Source organism: Paraburkholderia rhizosphaerae (assembly GCF_004366595.1).
GTDB lineage: Bacteria > Pseudomonadota > Gammaproteobacteria > Burkholderiales > Burkholderiaceae > Paraburkholderia > Paraburkholderia rhizosphaerae.
Window position 1 is genome coordinate 1 of the sequence record NZ_SORE01000040.1, and the last position, 19,046, is coordinate 19,046.

The window sequence follows — 19,046 nt, forward strand, 5'->3', positions numbered from 1 at the left end:
AGCACGCCGATCGCCGACAACGCGACCATTGCGCCGATCATCAACACGTCGCCATGCGCGAAGTTGATGATGCCCAGAATGCCGTACACCATCGTGTAGCCCAGTGCGATGATGGCGTAGACGCTACCAAGCACCAGTCCGTTGATGATCTGCTGGATGAAAATATCCATCTAATGCTCCTTGGCCCGTGCGACTGGATTCGCGTTTATCGACAGCCGGATCGGCTGTGATGCACGGAATCACAACGGCACTGCGGTACTGATGTAAAAGACCGGTAAGGGTTATTCGCCTCTAACGTGGCGCCGCTGGGTCGCAGCAGCGTTCACGTTCGATGCGGATGCAAAAACGGCACCGACGGGTGGTTCGGTGCCGCCACGCTTTATTCCCGTCATCACATCTTCACGACGTCGAGAACGGTCTTCCTGCCGTCCTTGAAGTCGTAAAGCGTAATGGCGCCTTCTTTCAGATCACCCTTGTCGTCGAATGCGATGTGGCCGATTACCCCGTTGTAATCGGTTGACGGCATCGCAGCCAGCACCTTGGGCGCGTCGATCGAATTGGCGCGCTTCATTGCATCGACGATCACGTATACAGCGTCATACGTGAACGGTGCGTAAATCTGCACCGGCGTGTGAAAGCGGTCGGTGTACTTCTTCTCGAAGTCCGCGCCCCGCTCCATTTTCGAAAGCGCGAGTCCCGCTTCCGAACACACGAGGTTCTGTACAGCCTGTCCCGCCAGCTCCTCGACCTTGTCGGTGCACACGCCGTCGCCGCCAAGGATTTTTGCCCTGATACCGAGCGCCGCCGCCTGTTTGGTGAACGGGCCGCCCGTTGCATCCATGCCGCCGTACATGATCACGTCCGGCTGAACGCTTTTGATTCTGGTGAGAATGGCCCGGAAGTCCGTGGCCCGGTCATTCGTCGCTTCGCGTGCAACGATCGTCGCGCCACTCGCCTGCGCGGTTTTCGCGAATTCGTCGGCAAGACCCTTGCCATACGCGGTGGCGTCGTCGACGACAGCGATTCGCTTCGCGTTCAACGTCTTCGTCGCGTAGTTGGCAAGCGCCGGGCCCTGCTGCGCGTCGGTCGCGACCACCCGGTAGGTGGTTTTGAAACCCTGTTGCGTATAGGCCGGATTCGTCGACGACGGCGAGATCTGCACGATGCCTGCATCGCTGTAGATCTTCGACGCGGGAATCGAGACACCGGAATTCAGATGCCCAACCACCGCGACCACATGGTCGTCGACCAGACGCTGCGCGACTTGCGTGCCCGTCTTCGGGTCGCCCGCATCGTCCTGCGCGTCGAGTTCCAGCTGGATCTTGCGGCCGTCGATCGTCAGTCCTTGCGCGTTGATCTCTTCAACCGCGAGCCGCGCTCCGTTTTCGTTGTCCTTCCCAAGATGCGCAATCGGGCCGGTCAACGGCGCCGCGTGGCCGATTTTAACCACCGTCGCCGGCGTTCCTCCGCCGCTTGCACCGCCGTCTGTCCCGCTTGCGCTCGTCGTCGCCGCCGACGCAGTCGCGGCCGCCGACGCGGCCGTGCTCGCTTCGCCGTCGTTCTTCCTGCTGCACCCGGTCGACATCACGACCGCGGCCGCGATAGACACGGCGAAAGCAAACTTGACATGCATCAAATAGGTCTCCTGCGCCTTGCTAAATCCGATGTTCCGAAGCGCCTGAAGCCTTAAGAACGCGCGCATTGTAACTCCAATTATGGGATGGGCAATATTGTTGAATGCGCAGGGTTTTCCAGCATTGCAACCGCTTTTTGGGATACGTAACGCCGGCTTGGCGCAACCTGGTTGCAATCGATTTTCATGCCATAGTTGCACCATGTCGAAAAAGGCGCCGCGTTACCCGAGGGCTTTGGACTGGCGGGGAAAAGCGCCTGCATCAAGGGTTTCGGGCACCTTTCGCGATGCCGAATTGGCGACTCCATCGATGCACCATTTTTGTGCAACTGGCGTCGATTACCAGACCGCGAAGTATCGACTTGAAAAGGGGCACGATTACGATCCAGAGACCAAATTACGCCGCCAATTTCCCTAAAACTGTGCGTCCTGGCACATCCAAAACGGCTTCGCCGCGTGATATGGAACTTAATTTAGGCGGAGATGTGGTGAAAAAAAGCGCGCCTTCCGGCGCGCTCTTACTGTTGCGACCGCATGCTCGCGATCGCGCCCTATCAGGCGGGCAAACCTAGGCCTCGCGGCAGCGGAAACGCGATGTTTTCCTCGATGCCGTCGAGCGCGCGCACGTTGCGCACGCCCATTTCGCGCAAGCGGCCAATCACGGCCTGCGCGAGCGCTTCGGGCGCTGACGCGCCCGCCGTCACGCCAATCCGCTTCTTGTCGATCACCCATTTCGGCTCGATCTGGTCCGGTGAATCGACCATGTACGCGGGCACACCGAGCTTTTCCGCCAGCTCGCGCAGGCGATTCGAATTCGAACTGTTCGGGCTGCCGACGACGATCACGACGTCGCACTGCGGCGCCATGAATTTCACCGCGTCCTGGCGATTCTGCGTCGCGTAGCAGATGTCCTGCTTCTTCGGCTCGCGGATCTGCGGATACTTGGCCTTCAGCGCCGCGATGATTTCAGCCGCGTCGTCCACTGACAGCGTGGTCTGCGTCACAAACGCGATCCGGTCCGGATCAGCCAGCACGAGCGCCTGCACATCTTCGATGTCTTCGACCAGATACATGCCTTGCTCGGTCTGGCCCATCGTGCCCTCGACTTCCGGGTGGCCCTTGTGGCCGATCATCACGATATCGAACCCTTCCGCACGCATCTTCGCGACTTCGATATGCACCTTCGTGACAAGCGGACAGGTTGCGTCGTACACACGCAACCCGCGCGACTCGGCTTCCGCGCGCACGGCCTTCGACACGCCGTGCGCGCTAAAGATGACCGTGCTACCCGCCGGCACTTCGTCGAGCTGCTCGATGAAAATCGCCCCTTTCTTGCGCAAGTCCTCGACGACGTACGCGTTATGGACAATTTCATGGCGCACGTAGATAGGTGAGCCAAACAGTTTGATCGCGCGCTCGACGATCTCGATTGCGCGATCGACGCCGGCACAGAACCCACGCGGCTGCGCCAGCAGGATTTCTGTTTCAGCGAGAGTCGTATCCATGATGCTCATGTTTACAGGATTCCGATGATTTTCACTTCGAACGTCAGCGCCTGGCCGGCGAGCGGGTGATTGAAATCGAACAGGGCCGAGGTTTCACCGACCTCTTTCAGCACGCCCGCGTAGCGGCCACCGCCCGGCGCATTGAATTCGACGAGATCGCCGGGCGAAAAATCCTCGCCCAGCATACTGTTTTCGCGCAGCGTCGCGAGCGACACCCGCTGAATCAGCTCGGGATTGCGCGGACCGAACGCCTGTCCGGGCATTAGCCGAAAGGTCGAATGGTGGCCGACCTTCAAACCCAGCAGAATATCTTCCAGCGGCGGCGCCAGTTGGCCCGCCCCCAGAAGCAGCGTGGCCGGCTTGTCGGCGAAGGTGTTGACGATCTCGGCGCCATCGGCAAGCGAAAGCCGGTAATGAAGCGTGACGTGCGAACCCGGTTTCACTTCGGAGATGTCGATGATGCTCATGCAGTACTCGTTCGGTCGGAATGCGCCAGGTACCGTTGCACCAGGCGCCATCGCGCAGCGCGCGTATGCCGCTGCGCATCTCGCGCGCCCTGCGGCTGGCGCCGCGTCGCGCATGGGGGGCCGGGGCACGCCGCGTACGGACGCCCCGCGCAAAGGATCTATTGTAAGCCACATATCCGGTGGCGGCTCGCCCGGTACGGCACCGGGCTGCGGGAGTCATCGATATGGATGAGGGTATCTGCATCGCACCCGAGCACGCACCGCTATCCGCTCTGCCGTCGCTGGACAGCTTGCCGACGGATCGCCGGGAAGGCTTTCCGCCAAAGCAGGACATGCCGCGCGAGCGGCTGCTCAAATTCGGGCCGGGCGCGCTGTCCAATTCTGATCTGATCGCACTGATCCTCGGCTCCGGCCTGCCCGGCCGCAATGTGTTCGAGATGGCGCGCACGCTGGCGGAACGCTTCGGCTCGATGCGCGCGCTACTCAATGCGACCGAAAAGGACTTCACCGGGTTGCATGGCATCGGCCGCGCGAAAATCGCGCAATTGCTCGCGATCATCGAGATGGTGCGCCGCGCGCTTCACGAAGAGCTCGAACAGCGCTCGCTGCTCGATTCACCGCAAGCCGTCGACGACTACCTGCGCCTGAAAATCGGCGGCCTACCGCACGAGGTGTTCTATTGCCTCTATCTGGACGCGCGTCACCGGCTGATCAACCAGCCGGAGGAACTGGCGCGCGGTTCGCTGACCCAAATGGCGGTCTACCCGCGTGAAATCGTGCGGCGCGCGTTGCTGCTGAACGCAGCGGGCCTGATCGTCGCGCACAATCATCCGTCGGGCGCGGCGAGACCCAGCGCCGCCGACCGCCAGCTGACGCGGCTGCTGCAACAGGCGCTCGCGCTCGTCGACGTGCGGCTGCTAGATCACGTGGTGGTCGGCGCAAGGGACGTATACTCCTTCGCGCGCAACGGCCAGATGTGAAGTAGCCGTCCGTACGCGCGCCTTTTACTGGCGGCAAAAAGTTTGATTTTGCGGGTTTTTTTCTGCTAGAATCTCGGTTTGCCTCTTTCCAAACCTCTAACCCTGTTCGAAGCAGCCTTCCAAGGCCTTCCGGAATTGACGGGAATCAGCGGCCACCACCCAATGAGAAGTCTCGCAGCGGGTCGTCGTCAGCGCCTCATTCCAGGAAAGTTATACGGCGTTCGGGCTCAGAATTTAAGCGTATTAGGAGTGCTCTCATGGCACGCGTATGCCAAGTGACTGGGAAAGCGCCGATGACCGGCAACAACGTTTCCCACGCTAACAACAAGACCAAGCGTCGTTTTCTTCCGAATCTGCAAAGCCGCCGTTTCTGGGTTGAAAGCGAGAACCGTTGGGTGCGTCTGCGCGTTTCGAACGCCGGTCTGCGCCTGATCGACAAGAATGGTATCGACTCGGTGCTCGCTGACCTGCGCGCACGCGGCGAAGCCTAAGGAGTAAATCATGGCAAAAGGCGCACGCGACAAGATCAAGCTGGAATCGACCGCCGGCACGGGTCACTTCTACACCACCACCAAGAACAAGCGCAACATGCCGGAAAAGATGGAGATCATGAAGTTCGATCCCGTCGCCCGCAAGCATGTCGCGTACAAAGAAACCAAGATCAAGTAAGTCTGGTTTCTTTATCCAGAATGCCCCGCCCTCGTGCGGGGCATTTTGTTTTCTGGACTGTTGCGACAACGTCCAGAGCGGCTGCCGCGTCGGTTGCCCATTCCTGCTGGTCTTTGCCGTTGGCCGTTCGGCCAGCTTTCCCTCGTGGTCCGCGGCGCGTATGCTCTTTGGTTTCGTACCAGCAGACGGCCCACCGTGCGCCGCGACAACAGGAACATGACGGAGATGCAGCAGATGAATTTCGATGTAGCGATTGTCGGAAGCGGCCTTGCCGGGTTGAGCGTTGCGCTGAACCTCGCGCAGTCGCGGCGCGTCGCGATCATTGCGAAGCGCTCGTTGATGGACGGCGCGAGCGACTGGGCGCAAGGCGGTATTGCCGCCGTGCTCGATTCGGCCGATAGCGTCGAAAACCATGTGCGCGATACGCTGATCGCAGGCGGTGGGCTATGCGACGAAGCGGCCACGCGCTTCATTGTCGAGCATGGCCGCGAAGCGATCGAATGGCTGATCGCGCAGGGTGTGCCGTTCACAAAAGACGACGCAGCCGAGCTCGGTTTTCACCTGACGCGCGAAGGCGGCCACAGCCATCGCCGGATCATCCATGCAGCCGATGCAACCGGTCACGCCGTGGTCGCCACACTCAGCGAGCGGGTGCGCAATCACCCGAACATCACGCTGCTTGAAGATCACTACGCGATCGACCTGATCACGTCCGATCGCCTCGGCCTGCCGGGCCGCCGCTGTCACGGGCTCTATGCGCTCGATCTGAATACCGGCCGTACCGTCACGATCGAAGCACCGCATACGGTGCTGGCAACCGGCGGCGCGGGCAAGGTCTATCTGTACACGACAAACCCCGACACCGCGACCGGCGACGGCATCGCGATGGCATGGCGCGCCGGCTGCCGGGTCGCGAATATGGAGTTCATCCAGTTCCATCCGACGTGCCTGTTTCACCCTTACGCGAAGTCGTTCCTGATAACCGAAGCCGTGCGCGGTGAAGGCGGTCTGTTGAAGCTGCCGGACGGCACGCGCTTTATGCCGGCCCATGACGAGCGCGCTGAACTGGCGCCGCGTGACATCGTCGCCCGCGCGATCGACTTCGAAATCAAGAAGCGCGGGATCGACTGTGTGTATCTCGACATCAGCCATCAACCGGCCGCGTTCTTGCACGAGCACTTCCCGACCATCCTCGCGCGCTGCCTCGAGTTCGGCATTGACATCACGAAGCAACCCATTCCAGTTGTGCCGGCCGCGCACTATACGTGCGGCGGTGTCGTCACCGACCTCGCGGGCCGCACCGATCTGACCGGCCTCTATGCGGTCGGGGAAACGTCCTGCACCGGCCTGCATGGTGCGAATCGCCTCGCGAGTAATTCGCTGCTCGAATGTCTGGTGATCGGCCGCTCCGCGGCTGCCGCGATCGAACAGGAAGGCTTCGGCGCAGCTGTGCACGCACCGTTGCCGGATTGGGACGAAAGCCGCGTGTCGGACCCGGACGAAGAAGTGGTCGTCGCGCACAACTGGGACGAACTACGCCGGCTGATGTGGAACTACGTCGGCATCGTGCGCACGGACAAGCGGCTCGCGCGCGCGAAGCATCGAATTGCGCTGCTGCGCGACGAAATCCACGAGTACTACGCGAACTTCAAGGTAAGCCGCGATCTGCTCGAATTGCGCAACCTCGTCGATGTCGCATCGCTGATCGTCGAAGGCGCGCGGTCGCGACGCGAAAGTCGCGGCCTGCACTTCAGCCGGGACTGGCCCGCCGCATTGCCGAAGGCGCTTCCGACCGTGTTGTCGCCGGACCGTGTACCGAACCGGAACGTGTGAATCGAGCCATTCGCCCAAGATGAAAGGCCATCGCGCAGCACGAGCGGCGATGGCCTGTGGTCTACGCCCCCTCGCCCGCGTAGACGCGCGGCGAACTGTCGGGCTGGCGACTAGACGATACGCATCGAGAAGTCCGTCGCCCGCACATCCTTCGTCAGTGAGCCGACTGAAATACGGTCGACGCCCGTCTCGGCTATCGTGCGGATCGTGTCGAAGTTCACGCCTCCGGACACCTCAAGTACTGCTCGTCCCGCCGTGATACGCACCGCGTCCCGCATCGCGTCGAACGAGAAGTTATCGAGCAGCACCGACCGGGCGCCGTGCGCAAGCGCCGTTTCAAGCTGTTCGAGCGTTTCAACTTCAATCTGAATCGGCACCTTCGCTCCCAGTGCCAGCGCGGCATCCATCGCGGCAGCCACACCGCCCGCCGCGGCGATATGGTTTTCCTTGATCAGAATCCCGTCGTACAGCGCGAGCCGCTGATTGGCGCCGCCGCCCACGCGCACCGCGTACTTCTGAGCGAGCCGCAGCCCGGGCAATGTCTTGCGCGTGTCGAGCACCTGCGCGCGCGTGTGGCTGATCGCGTCGGCGAAACGGCGTGTTGCCGTCGCGACACCGGACAGCAGTTGCAGGAAGTTCAACGCATTACGTTCAGCCGTCAGCAGCGCTCGCGCCGGGCCGCGCAACGCGCAAACCGTTGTGTCAGCCGTCATCCGGTCGCCTTCGCGATAGCGCCAGCGCACGTCAATACGCGGATCGACGCGACGCATCACCTCGTTGAACCACATCACGCCGCACAACACCGCCTCTTCGCGGACGATAATTCGCGCGTCGCGCATGTCATCGGCCGGCACGAGGCGCCCAGTCACGTCGCCGCTACCGACGTCCTCGGCCAGCGCGTCCGCCACGCTACGCGCGAGCGCGGCATCGAACGCGTCGCCGTATTGCGCGCGTATTTCGTCAAAGAGCGGCGACACGACGTCGCCCAGATAGTTAGGCTGCTCGCCAGCACCCATCACGCGGCTCCCACGTTGGAAAACAGCGCGCCATCGCGCGCGAGATCGCCGCTTGCCTGCACGCGCTTCTTGTGGCGCGCAGCGAAATCCAGCATGCGGTCGATCGGCAGCTTCGCGCGCTCGCCGATCGCCGGGTCGACGAAGATCTCGTTATGGCCGCGCTCGAGCACGTCGGCGAGATTCGCGAGACCGTTCATCGCCATCCACGGGCAGTGCGCGCAGCTCTTGCAAGTCGCGCTGTTACCGGCGGTCGGCGCTTCGATAAACGTTTTGCCCGGCGCCGCGAGCCGCATCTTGTGCAGAATGCCCAGATCCGTCGCGACGATGAAGTGCGTCGCGTCGAGTCGCCGCGCCGCATCGATCAACTGCGTAGTCGACCCGACCACGTCGGCCAGCGCGACCACGCTTTCCGGCGACTCCGGATGAACCAGCACTTTCGCGTGCGGATACTCGGCGCGCAGCACGTCGAGTTCGATGCCCTTGAACTCGTCGTGGACCAGACACGAGCCCTGCCACAGCAGCATGTCCGCGCCGGTCTTTTTCTGGATATAACTGCCCAGATGGCGGTCCGGCGCCCAAATGATTTTCTCGCCACGCGCGTGCAGATCGGCGACGATCTCGAGCCCGATCGACGACGTCACCATCCAGTCCGCACGTGCCTTCACCGCGGCACTCGTGTTCGCATAGACGACTACCGTGCGGTCGGGATGGGCATCGCAAAACGCCGAGAACTCATCGGCCGGACAACCCAGATCGAGCGAACAGGTCGCATCGAGATCCGGCATCAGAATCCGCTTGCCGGGGCTCAGGATCTTCGCCGTTTCGCCCATAAACCGCACGCCGGCAACGACTAGCGTCTGTGCATCGTGATCACGGCCAAAGCGCGCCATCTCGAGCGAATCGGCCACGCATCCGCCGGTTTCATCGGCGAGCTCCTGCAGCTCCGCATCGACGTAATAGTGCGAGACGAGCACCGCCTTCTCGCGCTTGAGCAACGCGCGAATACGCTGTTTCAGCGCGATGCGTTCTGCGGCGGACGGCGTCTGCGGAACCTTGGCCCACGCTTCGCCGACGCCGCAGGTCATCCCTTGCGCAAGCGGGCGGTCGTATTCGACGGTCCTGATTACCTGATTCATCATTTCCTCAGTCCAGACAGGTGCACCTGAAACGCGGCCATCGACGTTGTCGATAGGGTTTTCGATGGCCCAGAATGCGAAAAACCCCGCCAGCGCGGGGTTTGTGACGTAAACCGAAGTTTAATGGATTTCGCCTGATCAGGCGTAACGCCGCAAGCGCAGCGCGAATTCCTGCAGCGCCTTGATGCCACTCTGTTCAGCGCGATGGCACCAGTCCTGCAACTGGGCAAGCAGCTGCTCGCGCGATGCATTTGAACGCTCCCACATCGCGGCAAGTTCATTGCGCAGCTCGATATAGGTACGCAGCTTCTGGCTGTTCGCAAAGATTTGCGGCAACTGGCGTTTCTGCGGCTCGTTGAGGCCCGCCTCTTCTTTATGGAACCAGTTGCGCGCGCCGCGCATCAGCTGATACTTCTCGCGCGCGCCCACTTCTTTCAGATGGGCAAGCTCCTGGCGATACGCGCGTTTGAGCGCCTTGCCGTAACTCGCCATCACTTCGTAACGGTTCGCCAGCACGGCCTGCAGCGTGTCCTGATCGAGCACGAGCTTGCGCGAACCGAGACGCGGCGTCGGCGCGACTTTCTTCACCGTCGCGAGACGGAAAGCCGACATGATGCGGATATACATCCAGCCGATATCGAACTCGAACCACTTGTTCGACAGCTTCGCCGACGTTGCATACGTATGGTGGTTGTTGTGCAGCTCTTCACCGCCGATCAGAATGCCCCACGGGAAAATGTTCGTGCTGGCGTCCGCGGAATTGAAGTTCCGATAGCCCCAGAAGTGCGCGAGGCCGTTGACGACACCTGCCGCCCAGAACGGAATCCAGACCATCTGCACGGCCCAGACAGTGAGACCGACGGCGCCGAACAGCGCGACGTTGATCACCATCATCAGGCTTACGCCGAGAATCGGATACTTCGTGTAGACGTTGCGCTCCATCCAGTCGTTCGGCGTGCCGTGGCTGAATTTGCGCATCGTTTCTTCGTTCTTCGCCTCGGCGCGATAGAGTTCGGCGCCTTCGAGCAATACCTTCCAGATGCCGCGCGTTTGCGGGCTATGCGGATCTTCTTCGGTCTCGCACTTCGCGTGGTGCTTGCGGTGAATCGCCGCCCATTGGCCGGTCAGCATGCCGGTGGTCATCCACAGCCAGAAACGGAAGAAATGGCTAACGACCGGATGCAGGTCCAGTGCGCGGTGCGCCTGGCAACGATGCAGATAAACGGTTACGCCGATGATCGTGACGTGCGTCACCGCGAGCGTATAGAGGAGCAGTTGCCACCATGAGAGGTGCAGCAGCCCATGGGCAAGAAAATCGAGCAGCGAGTTGAACAAGGCTATTTACCTGAATCGGACGACACCCGCGCAAGCATACAACAGCGAGCGTCATGAAAGTGAAAGCATGCAGACGAATTGGACGACATTCTACTTGATCGGTTCCAAGTCGTTGTAAAAAATAAGAAAATTGTTGTGGCGGATCAATCCGCATTACCCCGCGGTCGCGCTCGCGGACGTGTTGCGTTCCGCATTACACAGTATCACGCGGCGTCCCAGGCTCGTTAGCGGTCGGTGCGGTTGTCGCTGATCCAGCATCTCCGGTGCCTGCGCCAACCATACGAATTTCGCGCTGCGCATACGGAATTGCAATACCGTGTGCGGCAAAAAGTCGCCATATATTCCGGTTGACTGCGGAGCGGACGCCGCCCGTGCCGGTCGCCGCATCCGCGACCCAGTAGACGAGCTCGAAATTGATGCCGTCCGGGCCAAAGCTCATCAGAAGCGGGTTGGGCGCCGGCTCCTGTAGCACGCGGTCGACGCCGGTCGCGGCCTGAACCAGCAGCGCGATGACTTGCTCGACATCGGTCGCGTAGGCGACCGTCACGGGCACTCTGAGTAATCCACGTGTCATAAACGACGACTGGTTCTGCACGACATCGGTAATCAGCCGCTCGTTCGGAACCAGCGTTTCGATGCCGTCGAGGCCGCGCACGACCGTGTAGCGCGTGCGGATCTGCGTGACCCGCCCTTGCAGCCCGCCGACAGTGATCGCGTCGCCGATCCGCAGCGACCGGTCCAGCAGGATGATGAAGCCGGACACGTAGTTGCTCGCAATCTTCTGCAGCCCGAAACCGAGCCCGACGCCCAGCGCGCCGCCGAACACGCCGAGCACCGTGATGTCGATGCCGACCAGCGACAGGCTGATCAGCACCGCCGCCAGCACGAACAGCGCGCGGCCGGCCCGCGCGAGCACGATTTTCAGGTTCGCATCGAGCGTGCCTGAGCGCATCACCCGCTCTTCGAACGACGCGCCCAGCCACATCGCGACCACCATCGTCACGCACACCCACAGCAGGCCGGTCAGCAGCGAGAGCAGCGTGACGTGGGTGTTGGCGATCCGGAAGCTCACGCCCGCCATCCAGTCGAGCACGGCGCCCTGAATGCCCAGCACCGTCAGCACCATGCCAACCCACACGACGAGCGTCACGACCCGTTCGACGAACGTGAGCCACGTGTGTGTCTGCCCGTCGCGGCCGAACGCGCGCCGCGCGAAGAAGAACACGATGAAGATAATCCCGATGCCGACCAGCGGCACCAGCGCGAGATCGAGCAGCGACGTATGGATAAAGCGCCCGGCGATGGCGCGCGCGATCCATACGAACAGCGCGCCAATCAACGGAAAAAACGATCGTTTCAATGCCTCGGCGCCGAAGCGCACCGCTTCGTACGCGGTGGCCCGCCGCGCTTCGAGCGTGCGGCGCAACAGACGCGCGCTCACCCATGCAAGCGCAAGCGCGCCCGCCAGCACCGCGACCTGCCATAGCGTCGCGCGCTGACCGAGATCGCGCAGCAGGTCAGAAAGCGGCTCGAGGTACGTGGAATTCTCCATGGTCGGGTCGAGTGCCTTCCATGCGCCGTCGGCGCGTCAGTCGCGGCGTTCCAGCACGGCCGCGAAAAAACCGTCGGTCGCGTGCCGGTGCGGCCAAAGCGACAGGTAATCGCCGGTGTCCAGTTCGATGCGCTGTTCCGCGAGCACGTCGCGCGCGCGAACCAGCGCGAAATCCGGATGATCGGCGAGGAACTGCGTGACGATCGCCTCGTTTTCCGCTTCGAGGATGCTGCAGGTCGCATAAACCAGCCGACCGCCCTTCTTCACGAGGCGCGCCGCGCTGGCGAGAATCGACGCCTGCTTCGGCGCAAGTTCGCCAATCGACTCGGGCGACTGCCGCCACTTCAGGTCCGGATTACGCCGCAGCGTACCGAGACCGCTGCACGGCGCATCGACCAGCACGCGATCGATCTTGCCCGCCAGACGCTTGATCTTCGCGTCATGCTCGCTGTCGATCAGCACCGGATTCACGTTCGACAGCCCGCTCCTCGCGAGGCGCGGCTTGAGCTTCGCGAGACGCCGCTCCGAGATGTCGAACGCATATAGACGTCCGGTCGAACGCATCATCGCGCCTAGCGCCAAGGTCTTGCCGCCCGCCCCCGCGCAGAAATCGACGATCATTTCGCCGCGCCGCGGTGCAACGAGCGTGCACAACAGCTGGCTGCCCTCGTCCTGCACCTCGATCCAGCCGTTCTGGAACGCGTCGAGCCTGGTCAGCGGCGGCTTGCCGGCCACCCGCACGCCGAGCGGCGCGAACGGCATCGCGCCGGCGTCGATGCCGGCATTCGTCAGCGCCTGCAGCACGTCGTCGCGGCTCGCTTTAATCGGGTTCGTGCGCAAATCGAGCGGCGCCGGATAGTTCAGCGACGCCGCAAGCTGCACGAGTTCCTGCGCTTCGAAGCGCTTCGCGAGTGCGTCGTGAATCCAGTCCGGCAAATTCATCTGGATGCGCTGCGGCAAGCTGCCGGGATCGATCTTCGACACCCGCTCCAGCCATTCCGCTTCCGCTTCGGTCACGAACGGCTTCAACGCGGTGCGGCCCGCCGTCTGCATCAGACCGAGCAGCGTCAGACGACGCACCGGGTTGCCACTGCCGCTTTCGGCCAGATGCGCGAATTCCATGCGCCGGCGCAGCACCGCAAACACCGCTTCGGCGATCACGCCGCGTTCGCCATGGCCGAGCTTCGGATGGGCGCGGAAAAAGCGGCTCGTGGCCGAGTCCGCCGGACCGTCGAACTTCAGCACTTCCGCGAGCAGCGTCTCGGTTTGGCCAATCAGAAAACCATGCAGCCTCATGCACCCTCCGCGGTGGCATCGTCAGCCGCTTCTTGCGCGCGGCCGGTATCGTCGAAGAAAAATCCTTGTGGTTCTGGCGGCGTCAGCGTGACGCGCTCGCCGTCGAGCGTCAGCCGCCCGTCGACGAACCAGCGCACCGCGCGCGGGTAAATCACATGCTCGGTGGCCAGCACGCGCGCGGCGAGCGCGGCCGCGTCGTCGCCGGCACGCACCGGCACCACCGACTGCGCGACGATCGGCCCGTGATCGAGCCGCGGCGTGACGAAATGCACCGACGCGCCATGCACGTGCACGCCGGCGTCAAGCGCCTGCTGGTGCGTTTTCAGCCCGGGAAAGCTCGGCAGCAACGACGGATGTACGTTCAGTATCCGCCCCGCGTAACGTTCGACGAACCCGTCGGTCAGCACCCGCATAAAGCCCGCGAGCACCAGCAGATCCGGTGCGTAGCTATCGATCAGATTGGCGAGCGCCACGTCGAACGACGCGCGCTCGGGAAACTGGCGATGGTCGACCACCGCGGTGGGAATGCGCTGCGATGCCGCGTACTGCAGGCCGGCGGCGTCGGGGCGGTTGGCAATCACGGCAGCGACCTGGGCCGGCCAACGCTCGCGCGCACAGGCGTTCACAATAGCCTGCATGTTGCTGCCCCGTCCGGAAATCAGAATGACGAGTTTTTTCATCCGCGGATTTTATCATCTGGCACCGTGCAATCCGCGCCGCGCCGCCGTGGGCGGCCCCGTGCGTTTATAATCTTTTGTTTTGCGGGGATCTGTCCCGCTTCATCCCATCGCTTCGTGCATCGCTTTATCTATCGCGTCACTGACCGTACCAACCAGCGCCCGCTATTGTGAGAGTTTTTCGGGGTCTTCCCAATGCCGAAAGCCGCGCGCCTTGCGCGCTCACCATCGGCAACTTCGACGGTGTCCATCGCGGCCATCAGGCGTTGCTCGCGCACGTGCGCGCGGCGGCCGATGCGCGCGGCCTGCCCGTCTGCGTGATGACCTTCGAGCCGCACCCGCGCGAATTCTTCAATCCGGCCGGCGCGCCGCCGCGTATCGCGATGCTGCGCGACAAGCTGGAAGCGCTGCGGATGAACGGTGTCGACCGCGTGGTGGTCGAGCACTTCAATCAACGGTTTGCCAGCCAGTCGCCGGATGCGTTCGTCGAGCGGATCATCGTCAACGGGCTGCACGCGCGCTGGGTGATGATCGGCGACGATTTCCGCTATGGCGCGAAGCGCGCCGGCGACTTCGCATCGCTGAAAGCGGCCGGCGAGCGTTTCGCGTTCGAAGTCGAACAGATGCAGACGGTCGCCGACCCATCCGGCGCGCGCATTTCGAGCTCCGGCGTGCGTGCGGCGCTGGTCGCCGGCGACCTCGATACGGCGCGCGCCGCGCTCGGCCGCGACTATCTGATCAGCGGACACGTCGTGCACGGTCTGAAGCTCGGGCGCGACCTCGGTTTTCCGACGCTGAATCTACCGATTGCGCACAAGCGGCCGGCGCTGTCGGGCATTTTCGTCGTGCGTGTGCATGGCATCGAGCCGGAGCCGCTGCCGGGCGTCGCCAGCCTCGGGCTGCGCCCGACGGTCGACGATTCCGGCCGCGTGCTGCTCGAGGTGCATCTGCTCGACTGGCACGGCGACGCGTATGGCAAACTCGTGCGCGTCGAGTTTCTGAAGAAGCTGCGTGACGAGGAGAAGTTCGTCGATCTCGAAACGCTTTCTGCGGCCATCGCGCGCGATGTAACGGGCGCCCGCGCGTGGTTCGCGGCACTCGGCACGCCGGGCGCGGCTGCGCAAGGCGCGCCCGGTAGCCGGTCGACAGGCTTCTCGACGTCGGCGACCGACCGAATTAGATAACGGCCGCGGTGCGTGCCGGCAGCGCGGCCCACGACCGGGCCGCCCGCACATGGCCTGGCCGCATCGCCAGCCGCGCTGCGCAACACGCCGCAAGAACAGACATCGCGGGCGCACCCAAGGCACGCAAACTGCGCCGGGTCGCACCTCCGGGTCTTACCCGGGTGTTATCCCGGCCTTATCCGTCACGCAAACCCGCGCCGGCCACCGCAACACCGGCGCCAACACCGAATTCACCGCTACGTCACCATGAGCAACAAGAAAGCCGATTCGAAACCGCAAGCCAAATATCCGGTTAACCTGCTGGACACCTCGTTCCCGATGCGCGGCGACCTGCCCAAGCGCGAGCCGCAATGGGTCAAGGACTGGCAGGAACGCAAGATCTACGAGAAGATCCGCGCGGTCTCCAAGGGCCGCCCGAAGTTCGTTCTGCATGACGGCCCGCCGTATGCGAACGGCGACATCCACCTCGGTCACGCGGTGAACAAGATCCTGAAGGACATGATCGTCAAGGCGCGCAACATGGCCGGCTTCGACGCGGGCTTCGTGCCGGGCTGGGATTGCCACGGCATGCCGATCGAAATCCAGATCGAAAAGCAGTTCGGCAAGTCGCTGCCGGCCGCTGAAGTGATGCAGAAGGCGCGCGCGTACGCGACCGAGCAGATCGAGAAGCAGAAGGTCGGCTTCCGTCGCCTCGGTGTACTCGGCGACTGGGACAACCCGTACAAGACGATGAACTTCACGAACGAAGCGGGCGAAATCCGCGCGCTTGCGAAAATCATCGAGAAGGGCTACGTGTTTCGCGGGCTGAAGCCGGTGAACTGGTGCTTCGACTGCGGCTCGGCGCTCGCCGAAGCAGAAGTCGAGTACAAGGACAAGAGCGACCCGACGATCGACGTGCTGTTCCCGTTCGCGGAACCGGAAAAAACCGCGCAGGCGTTCGGCCTGCCTGCGCTGCCGCGTGCCGAAGGCGGCATCGTTATCTGGACCACGACGCCGTGGACGATTCCGTCGAACCAGGCGCTCACCGTGCATCCGGAAGTGGTCTACGCGCTGGTCGACACCCAGCGCGGGCTGCTGATCCTTGCTGAAGAGCGCGTAGAAGCGTGCATGACGGACTTCGCGCTGCAGGGCCGCGTGATCGCGACCACACCGGGCGCGAAGCTGGTCAATCTGCGCTTTCACCATCCGCTGGCGTCCGCGCACCCCGGCTACAAGCGCACGTCGCCGGTTTATCTCGGCGACTACGTGACCACCGATACCGGCACCGGGATCGTCCATACGTCGCCGGCATATGGCGTCGAAGACTTTCAGGCGTGCAAGGCGCATGGCATGGCCGATTCCGACATCATCAACCCGGTGATGGGCGACGGCCGCTTTATCGAATCGCTCGCGCTGTTCGGCGGACTGTCGATCTGGGTCGCGAACCCGAAGATCATCGACGCGCTTCGGGAGGCCGGCACCTTGCTGCGCAGCGAGAAGTTTCAGCACAGCTATATGCACTGCTGGCGTCACAAGACACCGATCATCTACCGCGCCACGTCGCAATGGTTCGCCGGCATGGACGTCAAGCCGCGCGACGGCGACAAGACGCTGCGCGAAACCGCGCTCGAAGGCGTCGAAGCGACCGCGTTCTATCCGTCGTGGGGCAAGCAGCGCCTGTTCGCGATGATCGCGAACCGCCCGGACTGGACGCTGTCGCGCCAGCGCCAATGGGGCGTGCCGATGGCGTTCTTCGTGCATAAGGAAACCGGCGAGTTGCATCCGCGCACGCTCGAGTTGCTCGAGGAAGTCGCGAAGCGCGTCGAGGTGTCGGGTATCGAAGCGTGGCAAACGCTCGACCCGCGCGAATTGATCGGCGACGACGCGAACCTGTACGAAAAGAACCGCGATACGCTCGACGTCTGGTTCGATTCGGGCACGACGCACTGGCACGTGCTGCGCGGCTCGCACAAGGATGAACTACAGTTCCCGGCCGATTTGTATCTCGAAGGCTCGGACCAGCATCGCGGCTGGTTCCACTCGTCGCTGCTGACCGCGTCGATGCTCGATGGCCGGCCGCCGTACAACGCGCTGCTCACACACGGCTTCACGGTGGACGGTGAAGGCCGCAAGATGAGCAAGTCGCTCGGCAACGGCGTCGATCCGCACGAGGTCGCCAATCGGCTGGGCGCGGAAATCATCCGGCTGTGGATCGCGTCGACCGATTACTCGGGCGAACTCGCGATCTCCGAGGAAATTCTCAAGCGTGTGACCGAAAGCTATCGGCGTATCCGCAACACGCTGCGCTTTCTGCTCGCGAACCTGTCGGACTTCGATTTCGCACAGCACGCGCGGCCGGTTGACGAATGGCTCGAAATCGACCGCTATGCGCTCGCGTTGACCGCGAGCCTGCAAACCGACATCCTCGCGCACTACGACCGGTATGAGTTCCACCCGGTTGTCGCGAAGCTGCAGACGTTCTGTTCGGAAGATCTCGGCGGCTTCTACCTCGACGTGCTGAAAGACCGCCTGTACACGACCGCACCAGACTCCGCCGCGCGCCGTTCCGCGCAGACGGCGCTATATCACATCGCGCACGGCCTGCTGCGGATGATGGCGCCGTTCCTGTCGTTCACCGCGGAGGAAGCGTGGAAGGTGTTCCAGCCGCAAAGCGAAACGATCTTCACCGAGACCTATCACGTGTACCCCGAGGTACCGGACGGCGCCGCGCTGCTCGATAAGTGGACGCTGCTGCGCGCGGTCCGTAGCGACGTCACGAAGGCGCTCGAAGAGGCGCGCGTCGCAAATCTGATCGGCTCGTCGCTGCAAGCCGAAGTGGAGTTGCGTGCAAGCGGCGCGCGCTACGACGCGCTCGCGGGCCTCGGCGAAGACCTGAAATTTGTGCTGATCACTTCGGCGGCAACCGTCGTGAAAGTGGAAAGCGAAGCGGACGAAGGCGTCGACGTGATCGCGTCGAAGTATCTGAAGTGCGAGCGGTGCTGGCACTATCGCGCGGATGTCGGCCAGAACGCCGAGCACCCGACGCTGTGCGGCCGCTGCGTCAGCAATCTGTTCGGCAACGGCGAAGCCAGGAGCGCGGCATAATGTCCAGAAGCCTGTCGAAATCCGCTGGCGGATCACTCGCACCGTGGCTCGGCGTCGCGCTGATCGTCATCCTCGCCGACCAGCTGACGAAGATTGCGATCGCGAAAGTGTTTTCGTACGGTGAATCACACGTCATCACGCCGTTCTTCAATCTCGTGCTGGTGTACAACCGCGGCGCCGCGTTCAGCTTTCTCGCGATGGCGGGCGGCTGGCAGCGCTGGGCGTTCACGTTGCTCGGCATTGTCGCGGCGCTGGTGATCTGTTATCTGCTCAAGCGCCACGGCACGCAGAAAATGTTCTGCACCGCGCTCGCGCTGATTCTCGGCGGTGCGCTCGGCAACGTGATTGACCGGCTGATGTATGGCCACGTGATCGACTTTCTCGATTTCCACGTCGGCGGCTGGCATTGGCCGGCGTTCAACCTCGCCGATAGCGCGATCACGATCGGTGCGGTGCTGCTCGTGATCGACGAACTGCGCCGTGTGCGCGGCGCGCGCTGACGCGCAGCGGTTGAGCGGCGGCGCCGGTTGGCGTCGCGGGTTTGCGTTGTGGTCTATCGCGGGCTCAGAAGCGGCTGCGTCGCGCCTTGTGTCGTCGCTGATGTCATGTATCGGGCTGCCGTATTTGAGTCACGCATTCGGACCCGATCGGTGGCGCACGGATGTCATGTTTTAGTCGG

17 protein-coding genes are annotated in these 19,046 nt (G+C 62.9%); 7 read left to right on the top strand and 10 right to left on the bottom strand.

Annotation, left to right across the window (positions count from 1 at the left end; all coding sequences use genetic code 11):
- The 4 genes from BX592_RS31475 to BX592_RS31490 all read right to left on the bottom strand — a co-directional run.
- Nucleotides 1–170: ABC transporter permease subunit (locus tag BX592_RS31475; protein WP_425022177.1), on the bottom strand; the 170-nt coding region annotated here is incomplete at its 3' end.
- Nucleotides 171–391: 221 nt separating this feature from the next.
- Nucleotides 392–1,633 (bottom strand): branched-chain amino acid ABC transporter substrate-binding protein, encoded by a 1,242-nt coding sequence (locus tag BX592_RS31480; RefSeq protein WP_134197199.1) that lies wholly within the window; start codon nucleotides 1,631–1,633, stop codon nucleotides 392–394.
- Nucleotides 1,634–2,187: 554 nt separating this feature from the next.
- Nucleotides 2,188–3,147 carry a 4-hydroxy-3-methylbut-2-enyl diphosphate reductase gene (ispH, locus tag BX592_RS31485; RefSeq protein WP_134197200.1) on the bottom strand — a complete coding sequence of 320 codons (960 nt, stop codon included), beginning with the start codon at nucleotides 3,145–3,147 and terminating at the stop codon, nucleotides 2,188–2,190.
- Nucleotides 3,148–3,149: 2 nt separating this feature from the next.
- A complete protein-coding gene (locus BX592_RS31490) occupies nucleotides 3,150–3,605 on the bottom strand; it encodes an FKBP-type peptidyl-prolyl cis-trans isomerase (protein WP_134197201.1) in 456 nt (151 codons plus the stop codon).
- 224 nt (nucleotides 3,606–3,829) lie between these two features.
- Here BX592_RS31490 and radC point away from each other — a divergent pair, with 224 nt between their 5' ends.
- The 4 genes from radC (at nucleotide 3,830) to nadB (ending at nucleotide 7,087) form a co-directional block, all read left to right on the top strand.
- Nucleotides 3,830–4,585, top strand: a complete 756-nt coding sequence (gene radC / locus BX592_RS31495) for a RadC family protein (RefSeq protein ID WP_134197202.1) — start codon at nucleotides 3,830–3,832, stop codon at nucleotides 4,583–4,585.
- A 257-nt stretch (nucleotides 4,586–4,842) separates the two neighbouring features.
- Nucleotides 4,843–5,076, top strand: coding sequence for a 50S ribosomal protein L28 (gene rpmB / locus BX592_RS31500; protein WP_134197203.1), 234 nt, complete (start codon nucleotides 4,843–4,845; stop codon nucleotides 5,074–5,076).
- A gap of 10 nt (nucleotides 5,077–5,086) precedes the next feature.
- On the top strand, nucleotides 5,087–5,254 hold the full coding sequence (gene rpmG, locus BX592_RS31505; RefSeq protein ID WP_004185395.1) for a 50S ribosomal protein L33: 168 nt from the start codon (nucleotides 5,087–5,089) through the stop codon (nucleotides 5,252–5,254).
- Between the two features lie 225 nt (nucleotides 5,255–5,479).
- A complete protein-coding gene (gene nadB, locus BX592_RS31510; RefSeq protein WP_279589218.1) occupies nucleotides 5,480–7,087 on the top strand; it encodes an L-aspartate oxidase in 1,608 nt (535 codons plus the stop codon).
- Between the two features lie 110 nt (nucleotides 7,088–7,197).
- Here the strand turns inward: nadB and nadC are convergent, their stop codons facing one another.
- The 6 genes from nadC to purN all read right to left on the bottom strand — a co-directional run bounded on the left by nadC (nucleotide 7,198) and on the right by purN (nucleotide 14,102).
- Nucleotides 7,198–8,103: a carboxylating nicotinate-nucleotide diphosphorylase gene (gene nadC, locus BX592_RS31515; RefSeq protein ID WP_134197205.1), complete on the bottom strand. Its 906-nt coding sequence runs from the start codon at nucleotides 8,101–8,103 to the stop codon at nucleotides 7,198–7,200.
- Entirely contained in the window at nucleotides 8,103–9,242 is a 1,140-nt protein-coding gene (gene nadA, locus BX592_RS31520; RefSeq protein WP_208328009.1) for a quinolinate synthase NadA, read from the bottom strand. The genes nadC and nadA overlap by 1 nt, the downstream gene beginning before the upstream one ends.
- A gap of 135 nt (nucleotides 9,243–9,377) precedes the next feature.
- Nucleotides 9,378–10,574, bottom strand: a complete 1,197-nt coding sequence (locus BX592_RS31525; protein ID WP_134197206.1) for a DesA family fatty acid desaturase — start codon at nucleotides 10,572–10,574, stop codon at nucleotides 9,378–9,380.
- Between the two features lie 193 nt (nucleotides 10,575–10,767).
- The gene (locus tag BX592_RS31530; protein WP_134197207.1) at nucleotides 10,768–12,126 is read right to left on the bottom strand and encodes a mechanosensitive ion channel family protein; all 1,359 of its coding nucleotides are present in this window, start codon (nucleotides 12,124–12,126) and stop codon (nucleotides 10,768–10,770) included.
- Nucleotides 12,127–12,162: 36 nt separating this feature from the next.
- Nucleotides 12,163–13,422, bottom strand: a complete 1,260-nt coding sequence (locus tag BX592_RS31535) for an RsmB/NOP family class I SAM-dependent RNA methyltransferase (protein WP_134197208.1) — start codon at nucleotides 13,420–13,422, stop codon at nucleotides 12,163–12,165.
- A complete protein-coding gene (gene purN, locus BX592_RS31540) occupies nucleotides 13,419–14,102 on the bottom strand; it encodes a phosphoribosylglycinamide formyltransferase (protein WP_134197209.1) in 684 nt (227 codons plus the stop codon). Before purN ends, BX592_RS31535 begins: the two co-directional genes overlap by 4 nt.
- A 167-nt stretch (nucleotides 14,103–14,269) precedes the next feature.
- Between purN and BX592_RS31550 the strand changes: the two genes are divergently transcribed.
- The 3 genes from BX592_RS31550 to lspA all read left to right on the top strand — a co-directional run bounded on the left by BX592_RS31550 (nucleotide 14,270) and on the right by lspA (nucleotide 18,867).
- Nucleotides 14,270–15,283, top strand: coding sequence for a bifunctional riboflavin kinase/FAD synthetase (locus tag BX592_RS31550; RefSeq protein ID WP_134197210.1), 1,014 nt, complete (start codon nucleotides 14,270–14,272; stop codon nucleotides 15,281–15,283).
- 246 nt (nucleotides 15,284–15,529) lie between these two features.
- Nucleotides 15,530–18,367 (top strand): isoleucine--tRNA ligase, encoded by a 2,838-nt coding sequence (gene ileS, locus BX592_RS31555; RefSeq protein ID WP_134197211.1) that lies wholly within the window; start codon nucleotides 15,530–15,532, stop codon nucleotides 18,365–18,367.
- Nucleotides 18,367–18,867, top strand: coding sequence for a signal peptidase II (lspA, locus tag BX592_RS31560; RefSeq protein ID WP_134197212.1), 501 nt, complete (start codon nucleotides 18,367–18,369; stop codon nucleotides 18,865–18,867). Before ileS ends, lspA begins: the two co-directional genes overlap by 1 nt.
- Nucleotides 18,868–19,046: the final 179 nt, after the last annotated feature.

Excerpts from the sequence above, each read along its gene's own strand:
- BX592_RS31480 (WP_134197199.1), bottom strand. The coding sequence starts at position 1,633 with ATGCATGTCAAGTTTGCTTTCGCCGTGTCTATCGCGGCCGCGGTCGTG.
- ispH (WP_134197200.1), bottom strand. The coding sequence starts at position 3,147 with ATGAGCATCATGGATACGACTCTCGCTGAAACAGAAATCCTGCTGGCG.
- BX592_RS31490 (WP_134197201.1), bottom strand. The coding sequence starts at position 3,605 with ATGAGCATCATCGACATCTCCGAAGTGAAACCGGGTTCGCACGTCACG.
- radC (WP_134197202.1), top strand. The coding sequence starts at position 3,830 with ATGGATGAGGGTATCTGCATCGCACCCGAGCACGCACCGCTATCCGCT.
- rpmB (WP_134197203.1), top strand. The coding sequence starts at position 4,843 with ATGGCACGCGTATGCCAAGTGACTGGGAAAGCGCCGATGACCGGCAAC.
- rpmG (WP_004185395.1), top strand. The coding sequence starts at position 5,087 with ATGGCAAAAGGCGCACGCGACAAGATCAAGCTGGAATCGACCGCCGGC.
- nadB (WP_279589218.1), top strand. The coding sequence starts at position 5,480 with ATGCAGCAGATGAATTTCGATGTAGCGATTGTCGGAAGCGGCCTTGCC.
- nadC (WP_134197205.1), bottom strand. The coding sequence starts at position 8,103 with ATGGGTGCTGGCGAGCAGCCTAACTATCTGGGCGACGTCGTGTCGCCG.
- nadA (WP_208328009.1), bottom strand. The coding sequence starts at position 9,242 with ATGATGAATCAGGTAATCAGGACCGTCGAATACGACCGCCCGCTTGCG.
- BX592_RS31530 (WP_134197207.1), bottom strand. The coding sequence starts at position 12,126 with ATGGAGAATTCCACGTACCTCGAGCCGCTTTCTGACCTGCTGCGCGAT.
- BX592_RS31535 (WP_134197208.1), bottom strand. The coding sequence starts at position 13,422 with ATGAGGCTGCATGGTTTTCTGATTGGCCAAACCGAGACGCTGCTCGCG.
- purN (WP_134197209.1), bottom strand. The coding sequence starts at position 14,102 with ATGAAAAAACTCGTCATTCTGATTTCCGGACGGGGCAGCAACATGCAG.
- ileS (WP_134197211.1), top strand. The coding sequence starts at position 15,530 with ATGAGCAACAAGAAAGCCGATTCGAAACCGCAAGCCAAATATCCGGTT.
- lspA (WP_134197212.1), top strand. The coding sequence starts at position 18,367 with ATGTCCAGAAGCCTGTCGAAATCCGCTGGCGGATCACTCGCACCGTGG.